We start from the raw sequence: 14,321 nt of genomic DNA, 5'->3' as shown, positions 1-14,321 counted from the left end.
CGGGGAGCCTGATCGGGTGGCCGGATCCGTCGGCCGGTTGCCGCCGAAAAAACAAGCACGCGTGATTGCTTTTCCTCTCGGAGGGTGCCAACCTGCTCACTGTCGGCGAACGTTGGGCCACCTCCGGGGGTAGGCGTGCACGTGGGGTCGGAGGCGCGGGCGGCGGGCGGTGGGCCGGTGCTGCGGGTCGGGAACGCCTCGGGGTTCTACGGGGACCGGTTCTCGGCGATGCGGGAGATGCTCACCGGCGGGCCGCTGGACGTGCTCACCGGGGACTACCTGGCGGAGCTGACCATGCTGATCCTGGCGCGGGACCGGCTGAAGGACCCCTCGCTCGGGTACGCCAGGACGTTCCTGCGGCAACTGGAGGAGTGCCTCGGCCTGGCGTTGGAGCGCGGGGTGCGGATCGTGGTCAACGCGGGCGGCCTCAACCCGGCCCGGCTGGCGGACGCCGTGCGGGAGTTGGCGCGGAGCCAGGGGCTGGACGCCGCGGTCGGGCACGTCGAAGGTGACGACCTGCTGCCGCGCCGGGCGGAACTCGGGCTGCCCGAAGGGCTGTTGGCGGCCAACGCCTATCTGGGGGCGTTCGGCGTCGCGGAGTGCCTGCGGGCCGGTGCGGACGTGGTGGTGACCGGACGGGTCACCGACGCGGCGCTGGTGGCGGGCCCGGCGATCGCCCGGTTCGGCTGGGGCCCGCGGGACCTGGACGCGCTCGCGGGCGCCGTGGTGGCGGGGCACGTGCTGGAGTGCGGGGCGCAGGCCACCGGCGGCAACTACGCGTTCTTCCGCGAGCACGACGTCACCCGGCCCGGATTCCCGCTGGCGGAGCTGCATCCGGACGGCTCCAGCGTCATCACCAAGCACCCGGGGACCGGCGGCGCCGTGACCGTCGGCACCGTCACCGCCCAACTCCTCTACGAGACCGGCGGACCGCGCTACCCCGGCCCGGACGTGACGGCCCGGCTGGACACCGTCCGGCTCGCGGAGGAGGGTCCGGACCGGGTGCGGATCGACGGGGTGCGCGGTGAGGCGCCGCCGGCCACCCTCAAGGCCGGGCTGAACCGGCTCGGCGGCCACCGCAACGAGGTGGTGTTCGTGCTCACCGGGCTCGACATCGAGGCGAAGGCGGCGCTCGTCCGCAGGCAGTTCGAGGAGGCGCTCGCGCCCGGGCGCCGGCCCGCAGGGCTGCACTGGACCCTGGCCCGCACCGACCACGCCGACGCCCCCACCGAGGAGGCCGCCTCCGCGCTGCTGCGGCTCACCGCCCGGGACCGCGACCCCGACCGGGTGGGCCGGGAACTCGGCCGGGTGGCCGTGGAGTTGGGGCTGGCCGGGTATCCGGGCTTCCACCTCACCGCACCGCCGGGGCCGGGCGCGCCGTACGGGGTGTTCGAGGCCGCGTACATCGACGCCGAGGCCGTCGGGCACACCGCCGTGCTGCCGGACGGCCGACGGGTGGACATCCCGCCCGCGCCGGTCACCTCGCCCGAACCCGAACCCGGACCCGAACCGGGACCCGGACCCGAACCGCCCCGCGTCGCGGAGACCCCCGCCGAGCAGACCCCCGCCGAGCAGACCCCCGCCGACGACGAGGCCCCCGCCGACGACGAGGCCCCCGTCCCCGGCCCCACCCGCCGCGCCCCGCTCGGCCTGGTGGCCGGCGCCCGCAGCGGCGACAAGGGCGGCGACGCAAACCTCGGCGTCTGGGCCCGCGACGAGCCCGGCCGGCGCTGGCTCGCCCGCACCCTCACCACCGAACTGCTGCGCGAACTCCTCCCGGAAGTAGCGGAGTTGCCGATCACCCGGCACCTCCTGCCGAACCTCCGCGCGGTCAACTTCACCATCACCGGCCTGCTCGGCGAGGGCGTCGCCGCCCGGCACCGCTTCGACCCGCAGGCGAAGGCGCTGGGGGAGTGGCTGCGCTCGCGCCACCTCGACATCCCGGAGGCCCTGCTGTGACCGTCCTGCCCACCCGCCTGGACCCGGGCGGCGCCGAGTACACCGCCCACCGGGAGGCGATGCTCGCCAAGCTCGCCGCCCTGGACGCCGAACACGCCAAGGCGCTGGCCGGTGGCGGCCCCGGCTACGTCGAGCGCCACCGCGGGCGCGGCAAACTGCTCGCCCGCGAGCGGATCGAGCTGCTGGTCGACGAGGACTCGCCGTTCCTGGAGCTCTCCCCGCTCGCCGCCTGGGGCAGCGACTACCCGGTCGGCGCCGCGCTGGTCACCGGCATCGGCACCGTCGAGGGCGTCGAGTGCGTGATCACCGCCAACGACCCGACCGTGCGCGGCGGGGCCTCCAACCCCTGGACCCTGCGCAAGGCCCTGCGCGCCAATGAGATCGCCCTCGCGAACCGCCTCCCGCTGGTCAACCTGGTCGAGTCCGGAGGCGCCGACCTGCCCGCCCAGAAGGAGATCTTCATTCCCGGCGGCGCGCTCTTCCGCGACCTCACCCGGCTGTCCGCCGCCGGGATCCCCACCGTCGCCGTGGTGTTCGGCAACTCCACGGCCGGCGGCGCCTACGTGCCCGGCATGTCCGACCACACCGTGATGGTCGCCGGGCGGGCCAAGGTGTTCCTCGGCGGTCCGCCGCTGGTGCGGATGGCCACCGGCGAGGAGTCCGACGACGAGTCGCTCGGCGGCGCCGAGATGCACGCCCGGACCTCCGGCCTGGCCGACCACTTCGCGCTCGACGAACCGGACGCGCTGCGGCTGGCCCGCCGGATCGTCGCCCGCCTGGACCACCGCAAGCCGGGCCCGGGCCCGGACCCCGCCGCCGCCCCGCCGGCGCACCCCGAGGAGGAACTGCTCGGCATCGTCCCCGGCGACCTCAAGGTGCCCTTCGACCCGCGCGAGGTGATCGCCCGGATCGTCGACGGCTCCGACTTCGACGAGTTCAAGCCCCGCTACGGCACCAGCCTCGCCACCGGCTGGGCCCGGCTGCACGGCTACCCGGTCGGCATCCTGGCCAACGCGCAGGGCGTGCTGTTCAGCCAGGAGTCGCAGAAGGCCGCCCAGTTCATCCAGCTCGCCAACCAGCGCTCGGTCCCGCTGCTGTTCCTGCACAACACCACCGGCTACATGGTCGGCCGGGACTACGAGCAGGGCGGCATCGTCAAGCACGGCGCGATGATGATCAACGCCGTCGCCAACTCCACCGTCCCGCACCTGTCCGTGCTGATCGGCGCCTCCTACGGCGCGGGCCACTACGGCATGTGCGGGCGGGCCTACGAGCCGCGCTTCCTGTTCGCCTGGCCGAGCGCCAAGTCGGCCGTGATGGGCCCGCAGCAGCTCGCCGGGGTGCTGTCGATCGTCGCCCGGCAGTCCGCCGCCGCCAAGGGGCGCCCGTACGACGAGGAGGCGGACGCGGCCGTCCGGGCCATGGTGGAGCAGCAGATCGAGGCCGAGTCGCTGCCGGTCTTCCTGTCCGGGCGGCTCTACGACGACGGGGTGATCGATCCGCGCGACACCCGCACCGTGCTCGGGCTCTGCCTCTCCGCGATCCACAACGCGCCGGTCGAGGGCGCCGCCGGCTACGGCGTCTTCCGGATGTAGGGGAACACCACGTGATCACCAACCTGCTGGTCGCCAACCGGGGCGAGATCGCCCGCCGGATCTTCCGCACCTGCCGAGACCTGGGCATCGCCACCACCGCCGTGTACGCGGACCCGGACGCCGACGCCGCGCACGTCCGCGAGGCCGACGCCGCGGTGCGGCTGCCCGGTGCCGCGCCCGCCGACACCTACCTGCGCGGCGCGCTGATCGTCGAGGCCGCGCTCGCCGCCGGCGCCGACGCCGTCCACCCGGGCTACGGCTTCCTCTCCGAGGACGCCGCCTTCGCCCGCGCGGTGCGGGCGGCCGGGCTGCTCTGGGTCGGCCCCGAGCCGGCGGCGATCGAGGCGATGGGCTCCAAGACCGCCGCCAAACGCCTGATGGCCGCCGCCGGGGTGCCCGTCCTCGACGCGCTGGACGCACCCACCGGGGCCGACCTGCCGCTGCTGGTCAAGGCGGCGGCCGGCGGGGGCGGGCGCGGCATGCGGGTGGTGCGCGAGCTCGCCGACCTGCCGGCCGAACTCGCCGCCGCCCGCGCCGAGGCCGCCAAGGCGTTCGGCTCCGACGAGGTGTTCTGCGAGCGCTACCTGCCCGCCGGCCGGCACGTCGAGGTCCAGCTGCTCGCGGACGCCCACGGCACGGTCTGGGCGGTCGGCGACCGGGACTGCTCGCTCCAGCGCCGCCACCAGAAGGTCGTCGAGGAGGCCCCCGCGCCCGGGCTGGACCCGGCCGTGCGCGCCGCCCTGCACACGGCCGCGGTGGCCGCCGCCAAGGCGATCGGCTACACCGGCGCCGGGACGGCCGAGTTCCTGCTCGGACCGGACGGCCGCTGCTGGTTCCTGGAGATGAACACCCGGCTGCAGGTCGAGCACCCGGTCACCGAGGCGGTCACCGGCCTCGACCTGGTCGCCCTCCAGCTCGCCGTCGCCGAGGGCGGGGCGCTGCCCGGGCCCGCCGCTCCGCCGGCCGACGGCCACGCGATCGAGGCCCGGCTCTACGCCGAGGACCCGGCGCACGACTGGCGGCCCGCCACCGGCACCCTGCACCGACTGGAACTCACCGTCCCGCACGAGGAGTTCACCGGCCGGGGGGTGCGCCTGGACTCCGGGGTCCGGGACGGTACCGAGATCACCCCGCACTACGACGCGATGCTCGCCAAGGTGATCGCCTGGGCGCCGACCCGGGCGGCCGCCGCCCGGCGGCTGGCGGACGCGCTCGCCCGCGCCCGGATCCACGGGCCCGCCACCAACCGGGAGCTGCTGGTCCGCGCCCTGCGCCACCCGGCCTTCCTGGCCGGGCGGCTGCACACCGGCTTCCTCGCCGAGCACGCCGAAGCCCTGACCGCAGCCCCGGACCGGGGCGGCGCCGACCGCGCGGCGCTGGCCGCCGCCCTGGCCGACGCCGCCGCCCGCCGCACCGCGCTGCCCTCCGGCTGGCGCAACCTGCCCTCCCAGCCGCAGCTCAAGCGCTACCGGACGGAGGACGGAGCCGAACGGGAGGTCCGCTACCGGCTCACCCGCACCGGCCTGCACGCCGAGGACCACCCGGGCGTCGAGCTGGTCGAGGCCGCCCCCGACCTGGTCGTACTGCGCGAGGACGGGCTGCGGCGCGCCTACCGGGTCGCCCGCTACGGGGACCGGGTGCACGTCGACACCCCGGCCGGCGCCACCGCGCTCACCGCGCTGCCGCGCTTCCCCGACGCCCCGGTGCGCACCGACCCGGGCGCGCTGCTCGCCCCGATGCCCGGCACCGTCGTCCGCACCACCGCCGCCGTCGGCGACACCGTCACCGCCGGCCAGCCGCTGCTGGTCCTGGAGGCGATGAAGATGGAGCACCGGATCACCGCCCCCGCCGACGGGATCCTGGCCGAACTCCGCGCCGCTCCGGGCCGGCAGGTCGAGACCGGCGCGCTGCTCGCCGTCGTGAGACCCGTCGCACAGCCTCCCGCACAGTCCCCCGAAGAGGTCTGAGGAAGGACCGCGCATGTCCGCCATCGGCAGCCAGCTCCTGGAAACCCCCGAACGCCGCGCCCTGCGCAGCGCCGTCGCCGGCCTCGGCGCCCGCTACGGCTCCGCCTACTACCTCGCCCGGGCCCGTGCCCACCGGCCTGCCGACGAACTCTGGGCCGAGGCCGGCAAGGCCGGCTACCTCGGGGTCAACCTCCCCGCCGAGTACGGCGGGGGCGGCGGCGGGATCGCCGACCTCGCGATCGTGCTGGAGGAACTCGGCACCGCCGGCTGCCCGCTGCTGCTGCTGATCGTCTCCCCGGCGATCTGCGGCACCGTCCTCGCCCGCTACGGCACCGGGGAGCAGAAGCGCCGCTGGCTGCCCGGGCTCGCCGACGGCAGCCGCCGGATGGCCTTCGGCATCACCGAGCCGGACGCCGGCTCCAACGCCCACCGGATCTCCACCGTCGCCCGCCGTGACGGCGCGGACTGGCTGCTGACCGGCCGCAAGGTGTTCGTCTCCGGGATCGACCAGTGCGACGCCGTGCTGTTCGTCGCCCGTACCGAGGACGCCCGCACCGGGAGGCTGAAGCCCGCCCTGTTCGTCGTCCCGCGCGACACGCCCGGCTTCGAGTACCGTCCGATCCCGATGGAACTCGTCGCTCCCGAACGGCAGTTCCAGGTCTTCCTGGACGACGTCCGGCTGCCCGCGGACGCGCTGGTCGGGGACGAGGACGCCGGGCTGCTGCCCCTGTTCGCCGGCCTCAACCCCGAGCGGATCATGACCGCCGCGTTCTCCCTGGGCCTCGCCCGCCAGGCGCTCGGCACGGCCGTCGAGTACGCGCGCACCCGCACCGTCTGGTCCACCCCGATCGGCGCCCACCAGGGCCTCGCGCACCCGCTCGCCCAGTGCGCGGTGGAGGTCGAACTGGCCCGGCTGATGACCCAGAAGGCCGCCCTGCTGTACGACGCGGGCGAGGACGCCGCCGCCGGGGAGGCCGCCAACATGGCCAAGTACGCGGCCGGTGAGGCCGCCGCCCGGACCGTCGACCAGGCCGTGCAGACCCTGGGCGGCAACGGCCTCACCCAGGAGTACGGGCTCGCCGCGCTGCTCGCCGCCACCCGGGTCGGCCGGGTCGCGCCGGTCAGCCGCGAGATGGTCCTCAACTACGTGGCCCAGCACACGCTCGGCCTGCCGAGGTCCTACTGAGCCGGCGGGGCGGCGCAGCGGCCTCGGACCGGGGGAACGCAGCGGCCTCGGACCGGGGAGCGCAGCGGCTTCGAACGTCTCGTCGCACCATCGTTCTGGTATCTGACCGGACCTCCGGACCGGGGACCCCGCCGACCCGCCCCGACCTCGGAATTCGCCGGACCGCGCCACCCCTGCGCCCCGCGCGCTCCGCCAAACGTCCGTCACTGGGGCGCACCGGGCGCCCACTGTCCGTATGCTCCTGTCCGCACGCCGCACGGCCGGTCGCCACGACCTCCAGCCGGCCGTCCCGTCCCGCGCCAACAACCGCACAGGAGGCACGCCTTGGTGTTCCACAGCGAGTTCCCTGACGTCGGCATCGTCGACCTCGCCCTGCACGACGCCGTCCTCGGCGAGGCCGAGCGCCACGGCGACCGGCCCGCCCTCATCGACGGGATCACCGGCGAGACCGTCAGCTACGCTCAACTCGCCTACGCCGTAGGGAGGGTGGCCGCCGGACTCGCCGCGGCGGGTGTCCGCCAGGGCGATGTGGTGGCGCTGTTCAGCCCCAACAGCATCCGCTACCCGATGGCCTTCTTCGGCGCCACCCGGGCCGGTGCCACGGTCACCCCGGTCCCCTCGCTCACCACCCAGGGCGAACTCACCGGCCAGCTCATGGACAGCGGCGCCCGCTGGCTGATCACCGTCTCGCCGTTCCTGGACACCGCCCGGGCCGCGGCCGACCGGCTCGCCGCGGACGGTCGCCCGCTCGCCGGGATCGTCGTGCTGGACGGCGCCGAGGGCCACCTCTCGCTCGCCGACCTGCTCGCCGCCACCGGCCCCGTGCCCGAACTCGCGCTCGACCCGGCCGAGGCGGTGGCCGTCCTGCCCTACTCCAGCGGTACCACGGGGCTGCCCAAGGGCGTGATGCTCACCCACCGCTCGATCGCCACCAACCTCGCCCAGACCGACGCCGTCTTCCGTCCCAAGCCCGGCGAGCGCGTCCTCGCCGTCCTCCCCTTCTTCCACATCTACGGCCTCGCCGCCCTCCTCCAGCAGCCGCTGCGCTGCGGCGCCACCGTGGTGGTGCTGCCCCGCTTCGACCTGGAGCAGTTCTGCCGCACCGTCCAGGACCAGCGCGTGCAGTCCGTGCTCGCCGCCCCGCCGATCGTCCTCGCCCTCGCCAAGCACCCGGTGGTCGAGCAGTACGACCTCTCCTCGGTGGAGTACCTGCTGTGCGCCGCCGCCCCGCTGGATCTCGACCTCGCCGAGGCCTGCGCCCGCCGGCTCGGGCTGACGCACATCCTCCAGGGCTACGGCATGACCGAGCTCTCCCCGGTCAGCCACGTGATGGACCCGACCGACCCGGACCCCTCCCCGGGCTCGGTCGGCAGGATGGTCCCCTCCACCGAGCTGCGGGTCACCGCCCTCGACGGCACCGGCGCCGACCTCGGCACCGGGGAGCGCGGCGAGCTGCTGATCCGCGGCCCGCAGGTGATGAAGGGCTACTTCGGCCGCCCCTCCGACACCGCCGCCATCGTCGACGCCGAGGGCTGGCTGCACACCGGCGACATCGGCTTCGTCGACGAGCGCGGCTACCTGCACATCGTCGACCGGGTCAAGGAGCTGATCAAGTACAAGGGCTACCAGGTCGCCCCCGCCGAGCTGGAGGCGCTGCTGCTCAGCCACCCGCAGATCGCCGACGCCGCGGTGATCGGCGTGCGCGACGCCGAGGGCACCGAGTGCCCCAAGGCCTTCGTGGTCCGCGCCCCCGGCAGCGTGCTCACCGAGCAGGAGGTCGCGGCCTTCGTGGCCGGCCAGGTGGCGCCGTACAAGAAGGTGCGCGCGGTGGAGTTCCTGGACGCCGTGCCGAAGTCCCCGGCCGGCAAGATCCTCCGCCGCGAGCTGCGCGAACGCGAGGCCGCCGCCGCCCGCTGAACCCGTCCGCCGGCGTCCACGGGTGCGGCCGTCCCACCGGCCGCACCGGTCCCCGCCGCCGTCGGCCCGGGCGTCTGCGAGGATCGACCGGCCGCCAGCCCCGCACGGACAGGAAGCGCCGCCGCAGATGACCTCCCAACCGGCCGCCCGCACCCCCCAGCAGGACCGCAGCCGCGCGACCCGGGCCCGGCTGCTCGGGGCGGCGGTCGACTGCCTCGCCGAGCTCGGCTGGAACGGCTCCACGGTCGCCGTCGTGGCCGAACGGGCCGGCGTCTCCCGGGGCGCCGCCCAGCACCACTTCCCGACCCGGGAGGACCTCTTCACCGCGGCCGTCGAGCACGTCACCGCCGAGCGGCTCGCCGCCGTCCGCGCCCATGCGGACGCGCTGCCGGAGGCCGGTCCGGCCCGTACCGAGGCCGTCGTGGACATGATCGTCCGCCTCTACACCGGCCCGCTGTTCCGCGCCGCCCTCCACCTCTGGGTCGCCGCCGCCACCGAGGAACCACTGCGCGAGCGGATCATCGGACTGGAGGGGCGCGTCGGCCGCGAGGCCCACCGCGCCGCCGTCGAGTTCCTCGGCGCCGACGAGACCCGGCCCGGGGTGCGCGAAACCGTGCAGGCCACCCTCGACATGGCCCGCGGACTCGGCCTCGCCAACCTGCTCACCGACGACGGCGCCCGACGATCCGGGGTGATCCGGCAGTGGGCGGGCCTTCTGGAGAGTACGCTGCGGCCGGTAGGCCCATGACGCCCGTACACCTGGACGACCGGTGCCCCTCACCAAGGGGTCGCCGGGCGGTCGATGTCCGTGCAGTCTGGAGGAGAACCCCGGCCGCACGGACCGCGAGGCCCGCCCGGCCGGGCACGAGCCGAACCGGGATGCAGCCTGATCATGCGGAGAGACGAGTGGGACGCCACCAATGCCACCGGCCCCGGCGCCGGCGCCAGCCCCGCACGCCTGGACGGCCATCGCCTCGTCCCGCTCGCCACCGCCCTGCTCCAGGACGACGGGCTGATCCTGCACTGGAGTGAGGACGCCGAGGCCCTGCTCGGCTGGACCGCCGAGGAGGCCGTCGGCAGCCACGCCGCCCGGCTGCTCACCGACGAGGACGACCGCCCCGAGGTCCTCGAACTCTTCGAGCGGATCCTCGGCGGCAAGGGCTGGTCCGGGGTCCTCCCGGTCCGCCACCGGGACGGCCACACCGTCGAGCTGGAGTTCCGCACCTACCCGATCGCCGGGCCCGGCGGCACCCTGCTGCTGCTCGCCACCGCCTCCGACACCGCCGCCCTGCACCGGGTGGAGGCCGACCTCGCCGTCCTCGACGGCATCTTCGGGCAGTCCCCGATCGGGATGGCCGTCTACGACACCGAGCTGCGGTACGTCCGGCTCAACGAGTCACTGGCCCGGATGAACGGCCTGCCCGTCGCCGACCACCTCGGACGGCGGATCAGCAGCATCCTGCCCGGCATCAACAGCACCGAGATAGAACAGATCATGAAGCAGGTGCTGGCCACCGGCCGCCCGGTGGTCGACGCCCGCTCGCACGGCCGGGTGCCCGGCGACCCGCGCCGCGACCGCGCCTGGTCCGCCTCCTACTTCCGGCTGGAGGACTCCACCGGCCGGGTCTTCGGCGTCTGCTCCTCGATCATCGACGTCACCGAGCGCTTCCAGGCCGAGGCCCGCGCCGCCCGCGCCCAGGAGCGCCTGGCCACCATCGCCGAGGCCACCGCCCGGATCGGCACCACCCTCGACCTCAAGCGCACCGCCGAGGAGCTCATCGAGGCCGTCGTCCCGCGGTTCGCCGACTTCGCCACCGTCGACCTGCTGGAAACCGTGCTGCGCGGCGCCGAACCCACCCCCATCCCGGAGGACCGCGGTGTGCAGCTGCGCGCCGTCGCGGTCGGCGAGTCCTACGACACCGGGCTCGCGCACGCCGTCGACGTCGTCGGCGAGGTCTCCGAGTACGCCCCCGAGCGCAGCTACACCCAGTGCCTGCGCAGCGGGCGCCCGCTGCTGCGCGCCCACGTCGACGCCGAGGTGCTGCGCGGTCTCGTCGCCAGCCCCGACCGGGTCGCCCCCGGCCTCGAAGCCGGGATCCACTCGTACCTGATGCTGCCGGTCACCGCCCGGGGCATGGTCCTCGGCGGCGCCGAGTTCATCCGGATGCGCAACCCGGAGTCCTTCACCGCCGCCGATGTCGCGCTCGCCGAGGAACTCGTCGCCCGCACCGCCCTGGCCATCGACAACGCCCGCCTCTACCGCCGCGAGCGGGAGACCGCGCTCACCCTCCAGCGCAGCCTGCTGCCCCAGGAGATCCACCGCACCCTCGGCCTGGAGATCGCCTACCGCTACCTGCCCTCCAGCGTCACCAGCGAGGTCGGCGGAGACTGGTTCGACGTCGTGCCGCTCTCGTGCGGCCGGGTCGCGCTGGTCGTCGGCGACGTCATGGGCCACGGCATCAGGGCCGCCGCCACGATGGGCCAGCTGCGCACCGTCGCCCGCACCCTGGCCACCCTCGACATGCCGCCCGAGCAGGTGCTCACCCGGCTCGACGAGACCGCCTCCGGCATCGGCGAGGGCCAGTTCGCCACCTGTATCTGCGCGGTCTACGACCCGCTGGAGCGCACCCTGCAGGTCGCCTCCGCCGGACACCTGCCGCCCGTCTGGGTCGCCCCGGACGGCACGCCCCGCCGGGTCGAGATGCCGCCGGGTGTGCCGCTCGGCGTCGGCGGGGTGGCCTTCGAGTCGGTCGAGTTCACCCTCCCCGAGGGCGGCATGGTCGCCCTCTACACCGACGGGCTGGTCGAACGGCGCGGCCAGGACCTCGACGACGGCATCGACCTGCTCGCCCGCACCCTGTCCGGCCCCGGTCGGACCCTGGAGGAGAACTGCGACGCCGTACTCGGCGCGCTGGTCAGCGGCGGCAGCGACGACGACATCGCGATGATCATGGCCCGGGTGCTGCCGCTGCCCGCCGACCGGGTCGCCACCCTCCCGCTCACCGGCGGCGGCCGACTGCCCGGCAAGGCCCGCCGCTTCACCCGCGCCACGCTCGACGGCTGGGGCCTGGGCGCGCTCTCCGACTACGCCGAGCTGCTGGTCAGCGAGCTGGTCACGAACGCCCTGCTGCACGCCGACGCCCCGCGCCGACTGAGGCTCTTCCGCGACCGGGTGCTCACCGTCGAGGTCGCCGACGCCGGTGGCCAGACGCCCCAGCTGCGCCCCTTCGCGGAGCAGGACGAGGGCGGCCGGGGGATGTTCCTGGTCAGCGAGCTCGCCCAGCGCTGGGGCAGCCGGCTGACCCGGGACGGCAAGGTGGTCTGGGCGGAGCTGGAACTGCCCTTCGGCACCGGCTGACCCGCCCGGGAGCCCGCCGAACACGACGGTTCCCCGCCCCCCGGGTGCGGGGGTGCGGGGAACCGCTTTTCCGGGCGCGGGCCTGCTCGGGTGCGGGCCTGCTCGGACGTGCGCCTGCTCGGACGTGCGCTTTCTCAGACGTTTGCCTTCTCGGACGCCCGCTCCTGCGCCGGCACCGGCTCCTGCATCGCCTCCGGCTCCGCCGCCGCACCGCCGCCCAGGCCCCGCAGCAGCCGCCAGGCCAGCACCGCCGCGCCCAGCAGCAGCGCGCCCGCCATCATCCCGGCCACGTTCACGCCGTGCACGAACGCCTCCTTGGCGCTCGCCAGCAGTGGCCCGGCGAGGGTCTCCGGCAGCCGGTGCGCCGCCTCCACCGCACCGCCCAGCGACTCGCCGGCCTGCGCGGCCGCCGCCGGGTCCGTCCCGGCCGGGACCACCAGCCGGTTCGCGTACAGGGCGCCGACCAGCGAGCCGACCAGGGCGATGCCGAGCGCGGTGCCCAGCTCGTAGGCCGTCTCGGAGACCGCCGAGGCGGCGCCGGCCTTGTCTCCCGGCGCGGCGCTCAGCACCAGGTCCGCGCCGAGCGTGTAGACCACGCCCTCGGCCGTGCCGACCAGCAGGAAGGCGGCGGCCAGCAGCAGGTACGTGGTGTCCTGCTGGATCCAGCCGAGCAGCCCCAGCCCGGCGCCCATCGCCAGCAGGCCGAGGGTGAGCGCGGTGCGGGCGCCGGTGCGGCGCACCAGCCGGGCGGTCAGCAGACCGCCGGCCATCGCGCCGGCGAAGGCCGGCAGCTCGGCCAGCCCCGCCTTCAGCGGCGGGAAGCCGCGGACCAGCTGCAGGTACTGGGAGGTCACGAAGACGATGCCGGAGAGCCCGATCAGCGCGATCAGCGAGGCCAGCACGGCGGCGGTGAAGCGCCGGTCGCCGAAGAGCCGGACGTCCAGCAGCGGGGTCTCCAGCCGCAGCTGGCGGCGGACGAAGACGACCAGCGCCAGCGCCCCGAGCAGGCCCGCCACCGGCACGTCCCAGCGGTCGACGCCGTTCGCCGCGGCCTCCTTGATCGCATAGACCACGCCGATCACACCGGCGAGCGACAGCAGCACGCTCAGCACGTCCCAGCGGCCCGGCTTCGGGTCCCGGGACTCCGGCAGCAGCCAGGCGCCGAAGACCAGCAGCAGCAGGAGCACCGGGATGTTCAGCAGGAACACCGAGCCCCACCAGAAGTGCTCCAGCAGCACCCCGCCGACCACCGGGCCGAGCGCGGCGCCGGCGGACGCGGCGGCGCCCCAGATGCCGATCGCGGTGGCCCGCTCGCGGTCGTCCGGGAAGAGCGTGCGGATCAGCGAGAGGGTGGACGGCATGATGGTCGCCCCGGCCACGCCGAGCAGCACGCGGGCCAGGATCAGCCAGCCGGCGCCGGGCGCGTAGGCGGCGAGCAGCGAGGCGGCGCCGAAGGCGGTGGCCCCGGCCAGCAGCAGCCGCTTGCGGCCGATCCGGTCGCTGAGCGCGCCCATCGAGACCAGCAGGCCGGCCAGCACGAAGGAGTAGGCGTCGCCGATCCAGAGCAGTTGGGTGCCGCTGGGGCGCAGGGTCTCGCTGATCGAGGGGATGGCCAGGGAGAGGACGGTCGCGTCGACGGCGACCAGGGTGACGGCCAGGACGAGGACGGCGAGGCCGGTCCAGCGCTGGCGGGGCTGGAGGTGGACGGTGCTGCTCATGGGTATCGGTGTCCGGTTTCCGGTCCGAGGTGCGGTGGGTGGGGGAGGATCAGTGCGGGCGCGGCGTTCGCAGGGCGCCGCCGAGGAACAGCTCGGCGAGCGAGAAGGTGGCGTCCCGCGAGGCCAGCCGGCCGTCCTGGACGGCCCAGCCGATCCCGGCGAGCAGGTCGAAGAACGCCTCGCTGAGCCAGGCCGCGGAGAGCTCGATGCGGAAGACCCCCTGCTGCTGCCCGCGCAGGAAGAGCGCCTGCGTGCGGGCGATCTGGGCCTCCCAGAGGTCGTTGACCGCCTCGTCGTCGTAGAGCTGGCTCTCGCCGGTCAGGTAGGCGCAGAGCATGGCGTCCGGGACGATCTCGTCGATCAGCCGGCGCAGCGCGTCGTGCGCGTCGCCCTCCTCGACCGCGGCGGTGTCGAGCGCGGCGGCCAGGCGCTGCAGCGCGAGCATGCCGACCTCGCGGATCAGGGCCTCCCGGCCCGGGAAGAGCCGGTGCAGGGTGGCGCGGCTGATGCCCGCCGCGCGGGCGATCTCGTCGAGGTGGGCGGTCGGGCGGCGGGAGAGCACGCCGACGGCGGCTTCGAGCACGGAGTCACGGTCGGTGGCCATGGAACGAGGGTACCTCG

9 protein-coding genes are annotated in these 14,321 nt (G+C 75.1%); 7 read left to right on the top strand and 2 right to left on the bottom strand.

All coding sequences use genetic code 11. The annotated features are described in order from the left end of the window. Nucleotides 1–228 precede the first annotated feature (228 nt). The 7 genes from ACFVFS_RS27115 (at nucleotide 229) to ACFVFS_RS27085 (ending at nucleotide 11,982) form a co-directional block, all read left to right on the top strand. Nucleotides 229–1,959 (top strand): acyclic terpene utilization AtuA family protein, encoded by a 1,731-nt coding sequence (locus ACFVFS_RS27115; protein ID WP_380627348.1) that lies wholly within the window; start codon nucleotides 229–231, stop codon nucleotides 1,957–1,959. Beyond that, nucleotides 1,956–3,554 (top strand): acyl-CoA carboxylase subunit beta, encoded by a 1,599-nt coding sequence (locus ACFVFS_RS27110; protein WP_380627315.1) that lies wholly within the window; start codon nucleotides 1,956–1,958, stop codon nucleotides 3,552–3,554. The genes ACFVFS_RS27115 and ACFVFS_RS27110 overlap by 4 nt, the downstream gene beginning before the upstream one ends. 11 nt (nucleotides 3,555–3,565) lie before the next feature. Then, nucleotides 3,566–5,521, top strand: coding sequence for a biotin carboxylase N-terminal domain-containing protein (locus ACFVFS_RS27105; protein ID WP_380627314.1), 1,956 nt, complete (start codon nucleotides 3,566–3,568; stop codon nucleotides 5,519–5,521). Between the two features lie 13 nt (nucleotides 5,522–5,534). Then, nucleotides 5,535–6,707: an acyl-CoA dehydrogenase family protein gene (locus tag ACFVFS_RS27100; protein WP_380627313.1), complete on the top strand. Its 1,173-nt coding sequence runs from the start codon at nucleotides 5,535–5,537 to the stop codon at nucleotides 6,705–6,707. A gap of 324 nt (nucleotides 6,708–7,031) precedes the next feature. After that, nucleotides 7,032–8,624: an AMP-binding protein gene (locus ACFVFS_RS27095; protein ID WP_380627312.1), complete on the top strand. Its 1,593-nt coding sequence runs from the start codon at nucleotides 7,032–7,034 to the stop codon at nucleotides 8,622–8,624. Between the two features lie 127 nt (nucleotides 8,625–8,751). Next, nucleotides 8,752–9,372, top strand: a complete 621-nt coding sequence (locus ACFVFS_RS27090) for a TetR/AcrR family transcriptional regulator (RefSeq protein WP_380627311.1) — start codon at nucleotides 8,752–8,754, stop codon at nucleotides 9,370–9,372. 144 nt (nucleotides 9,373–9,516) lie between these two features. After that, the gene (locus ACFVFS_RS27085) at nucleotides 9,517–11,982 is read left to right on the top strand and encodes a SpoIIE family protein phosphatase (RefSeq protein WP_380627310.1); all 2,466 of its coding nucleotides are present in this window, start codon (nucleotides 9,517–9,519) and stop codon (nucleotides 11,980–11,982) included. A gap of 134 nt (nucleotides 11,983–12,116) precedes the next feature. On the opposite strand, the gene ACFVFS_RS27080 is transcribed toward ACFVFS_RS27085, so the two are convergent. Next, a complete protein-coding gene (locus tag ACFVFS_RS27080; RefSeq protein WP_380627309.1) occupies nucleotides 12,117–13,700 on the bottom strand; it encodes an MFS transporter in 1,584 nt (527 codons plus the stop codon). Between the two features lie 49 nt (nucleotides 13,701–13,749). After that, nucleotides 13,750–14,304 carry a TetR/AcrR family transcriptional regulator gene (locus ACFVFS_RS27075; protein WP_380627307.1) on the bottom strand — a complete coding sequence of 185 codons (555 nt, stop codon included), beginning with the start codon at nucleotides 14,302–14,304 and terminating at the stop codon, nucleotides 13,750–13,752. Between the last annotated feature and the right edge of the window lie 17 nt (nucleotides 14,305–14,321).

It is taken from the genome of Kitasatospora sp. NPDC057692 (assembly GCF_042799475.1).
Taxonomy (GTDB): Bacteria; Actinomycetota; Actinomycetes; order Streptomycetales; family Streptomycetaceae; genus Kitasatospora.
Note: the sequence above shows the minus strand (reverse complement) of the source record. Positions and strands in the feature narration are given on the sequence as shown.

Coding starts and splice junctions, on each gene's coding strand:
- ACFVFS_RS27100 (WP_380627313.1), top strand. CDS start 5,535: ATGTCCGCCATCGGCAGCCAGCTCCTGGAAACCCCCGAACGCCGCGCC.
- ACFVFS_RS27090 (WP_380627311.1), top strand. CDS start 8,752: ATGACCTCCCAACCGGCCGCCCGCACCCCCCAGCAGGACCGCAGCCGC.
- ACFVFS_RS27080 (WP_380627309.1), bottom strand. CDS start 13,700: ATGAGCAGCACCGTCCACCTCCAGCCCCGCCAGCGCTGGACCGGCCTC.
- ACFVFS_RS27085 (WP_380627310.1), top strand. CDS start 9,517: ATGCGGAGAGACGAGTGGGACGCCACCAATGCCACCGGCCCCGGCGCC.
- ACFVFS_RS27075 (WP_380627307.1), bottom strand. CDS start 14,304: ATGGCCACCGACCGTGACTCCGTGCTCGAAGCCGCCGTCGGCGTGCTC.
- ACFVFS_RS27115 (WP_380627348.1), top strand. CDS start 229: ATGCGGGAGATGCTCACCGGCGGGCCGCTGGACGTGCTCACCGGGGAC.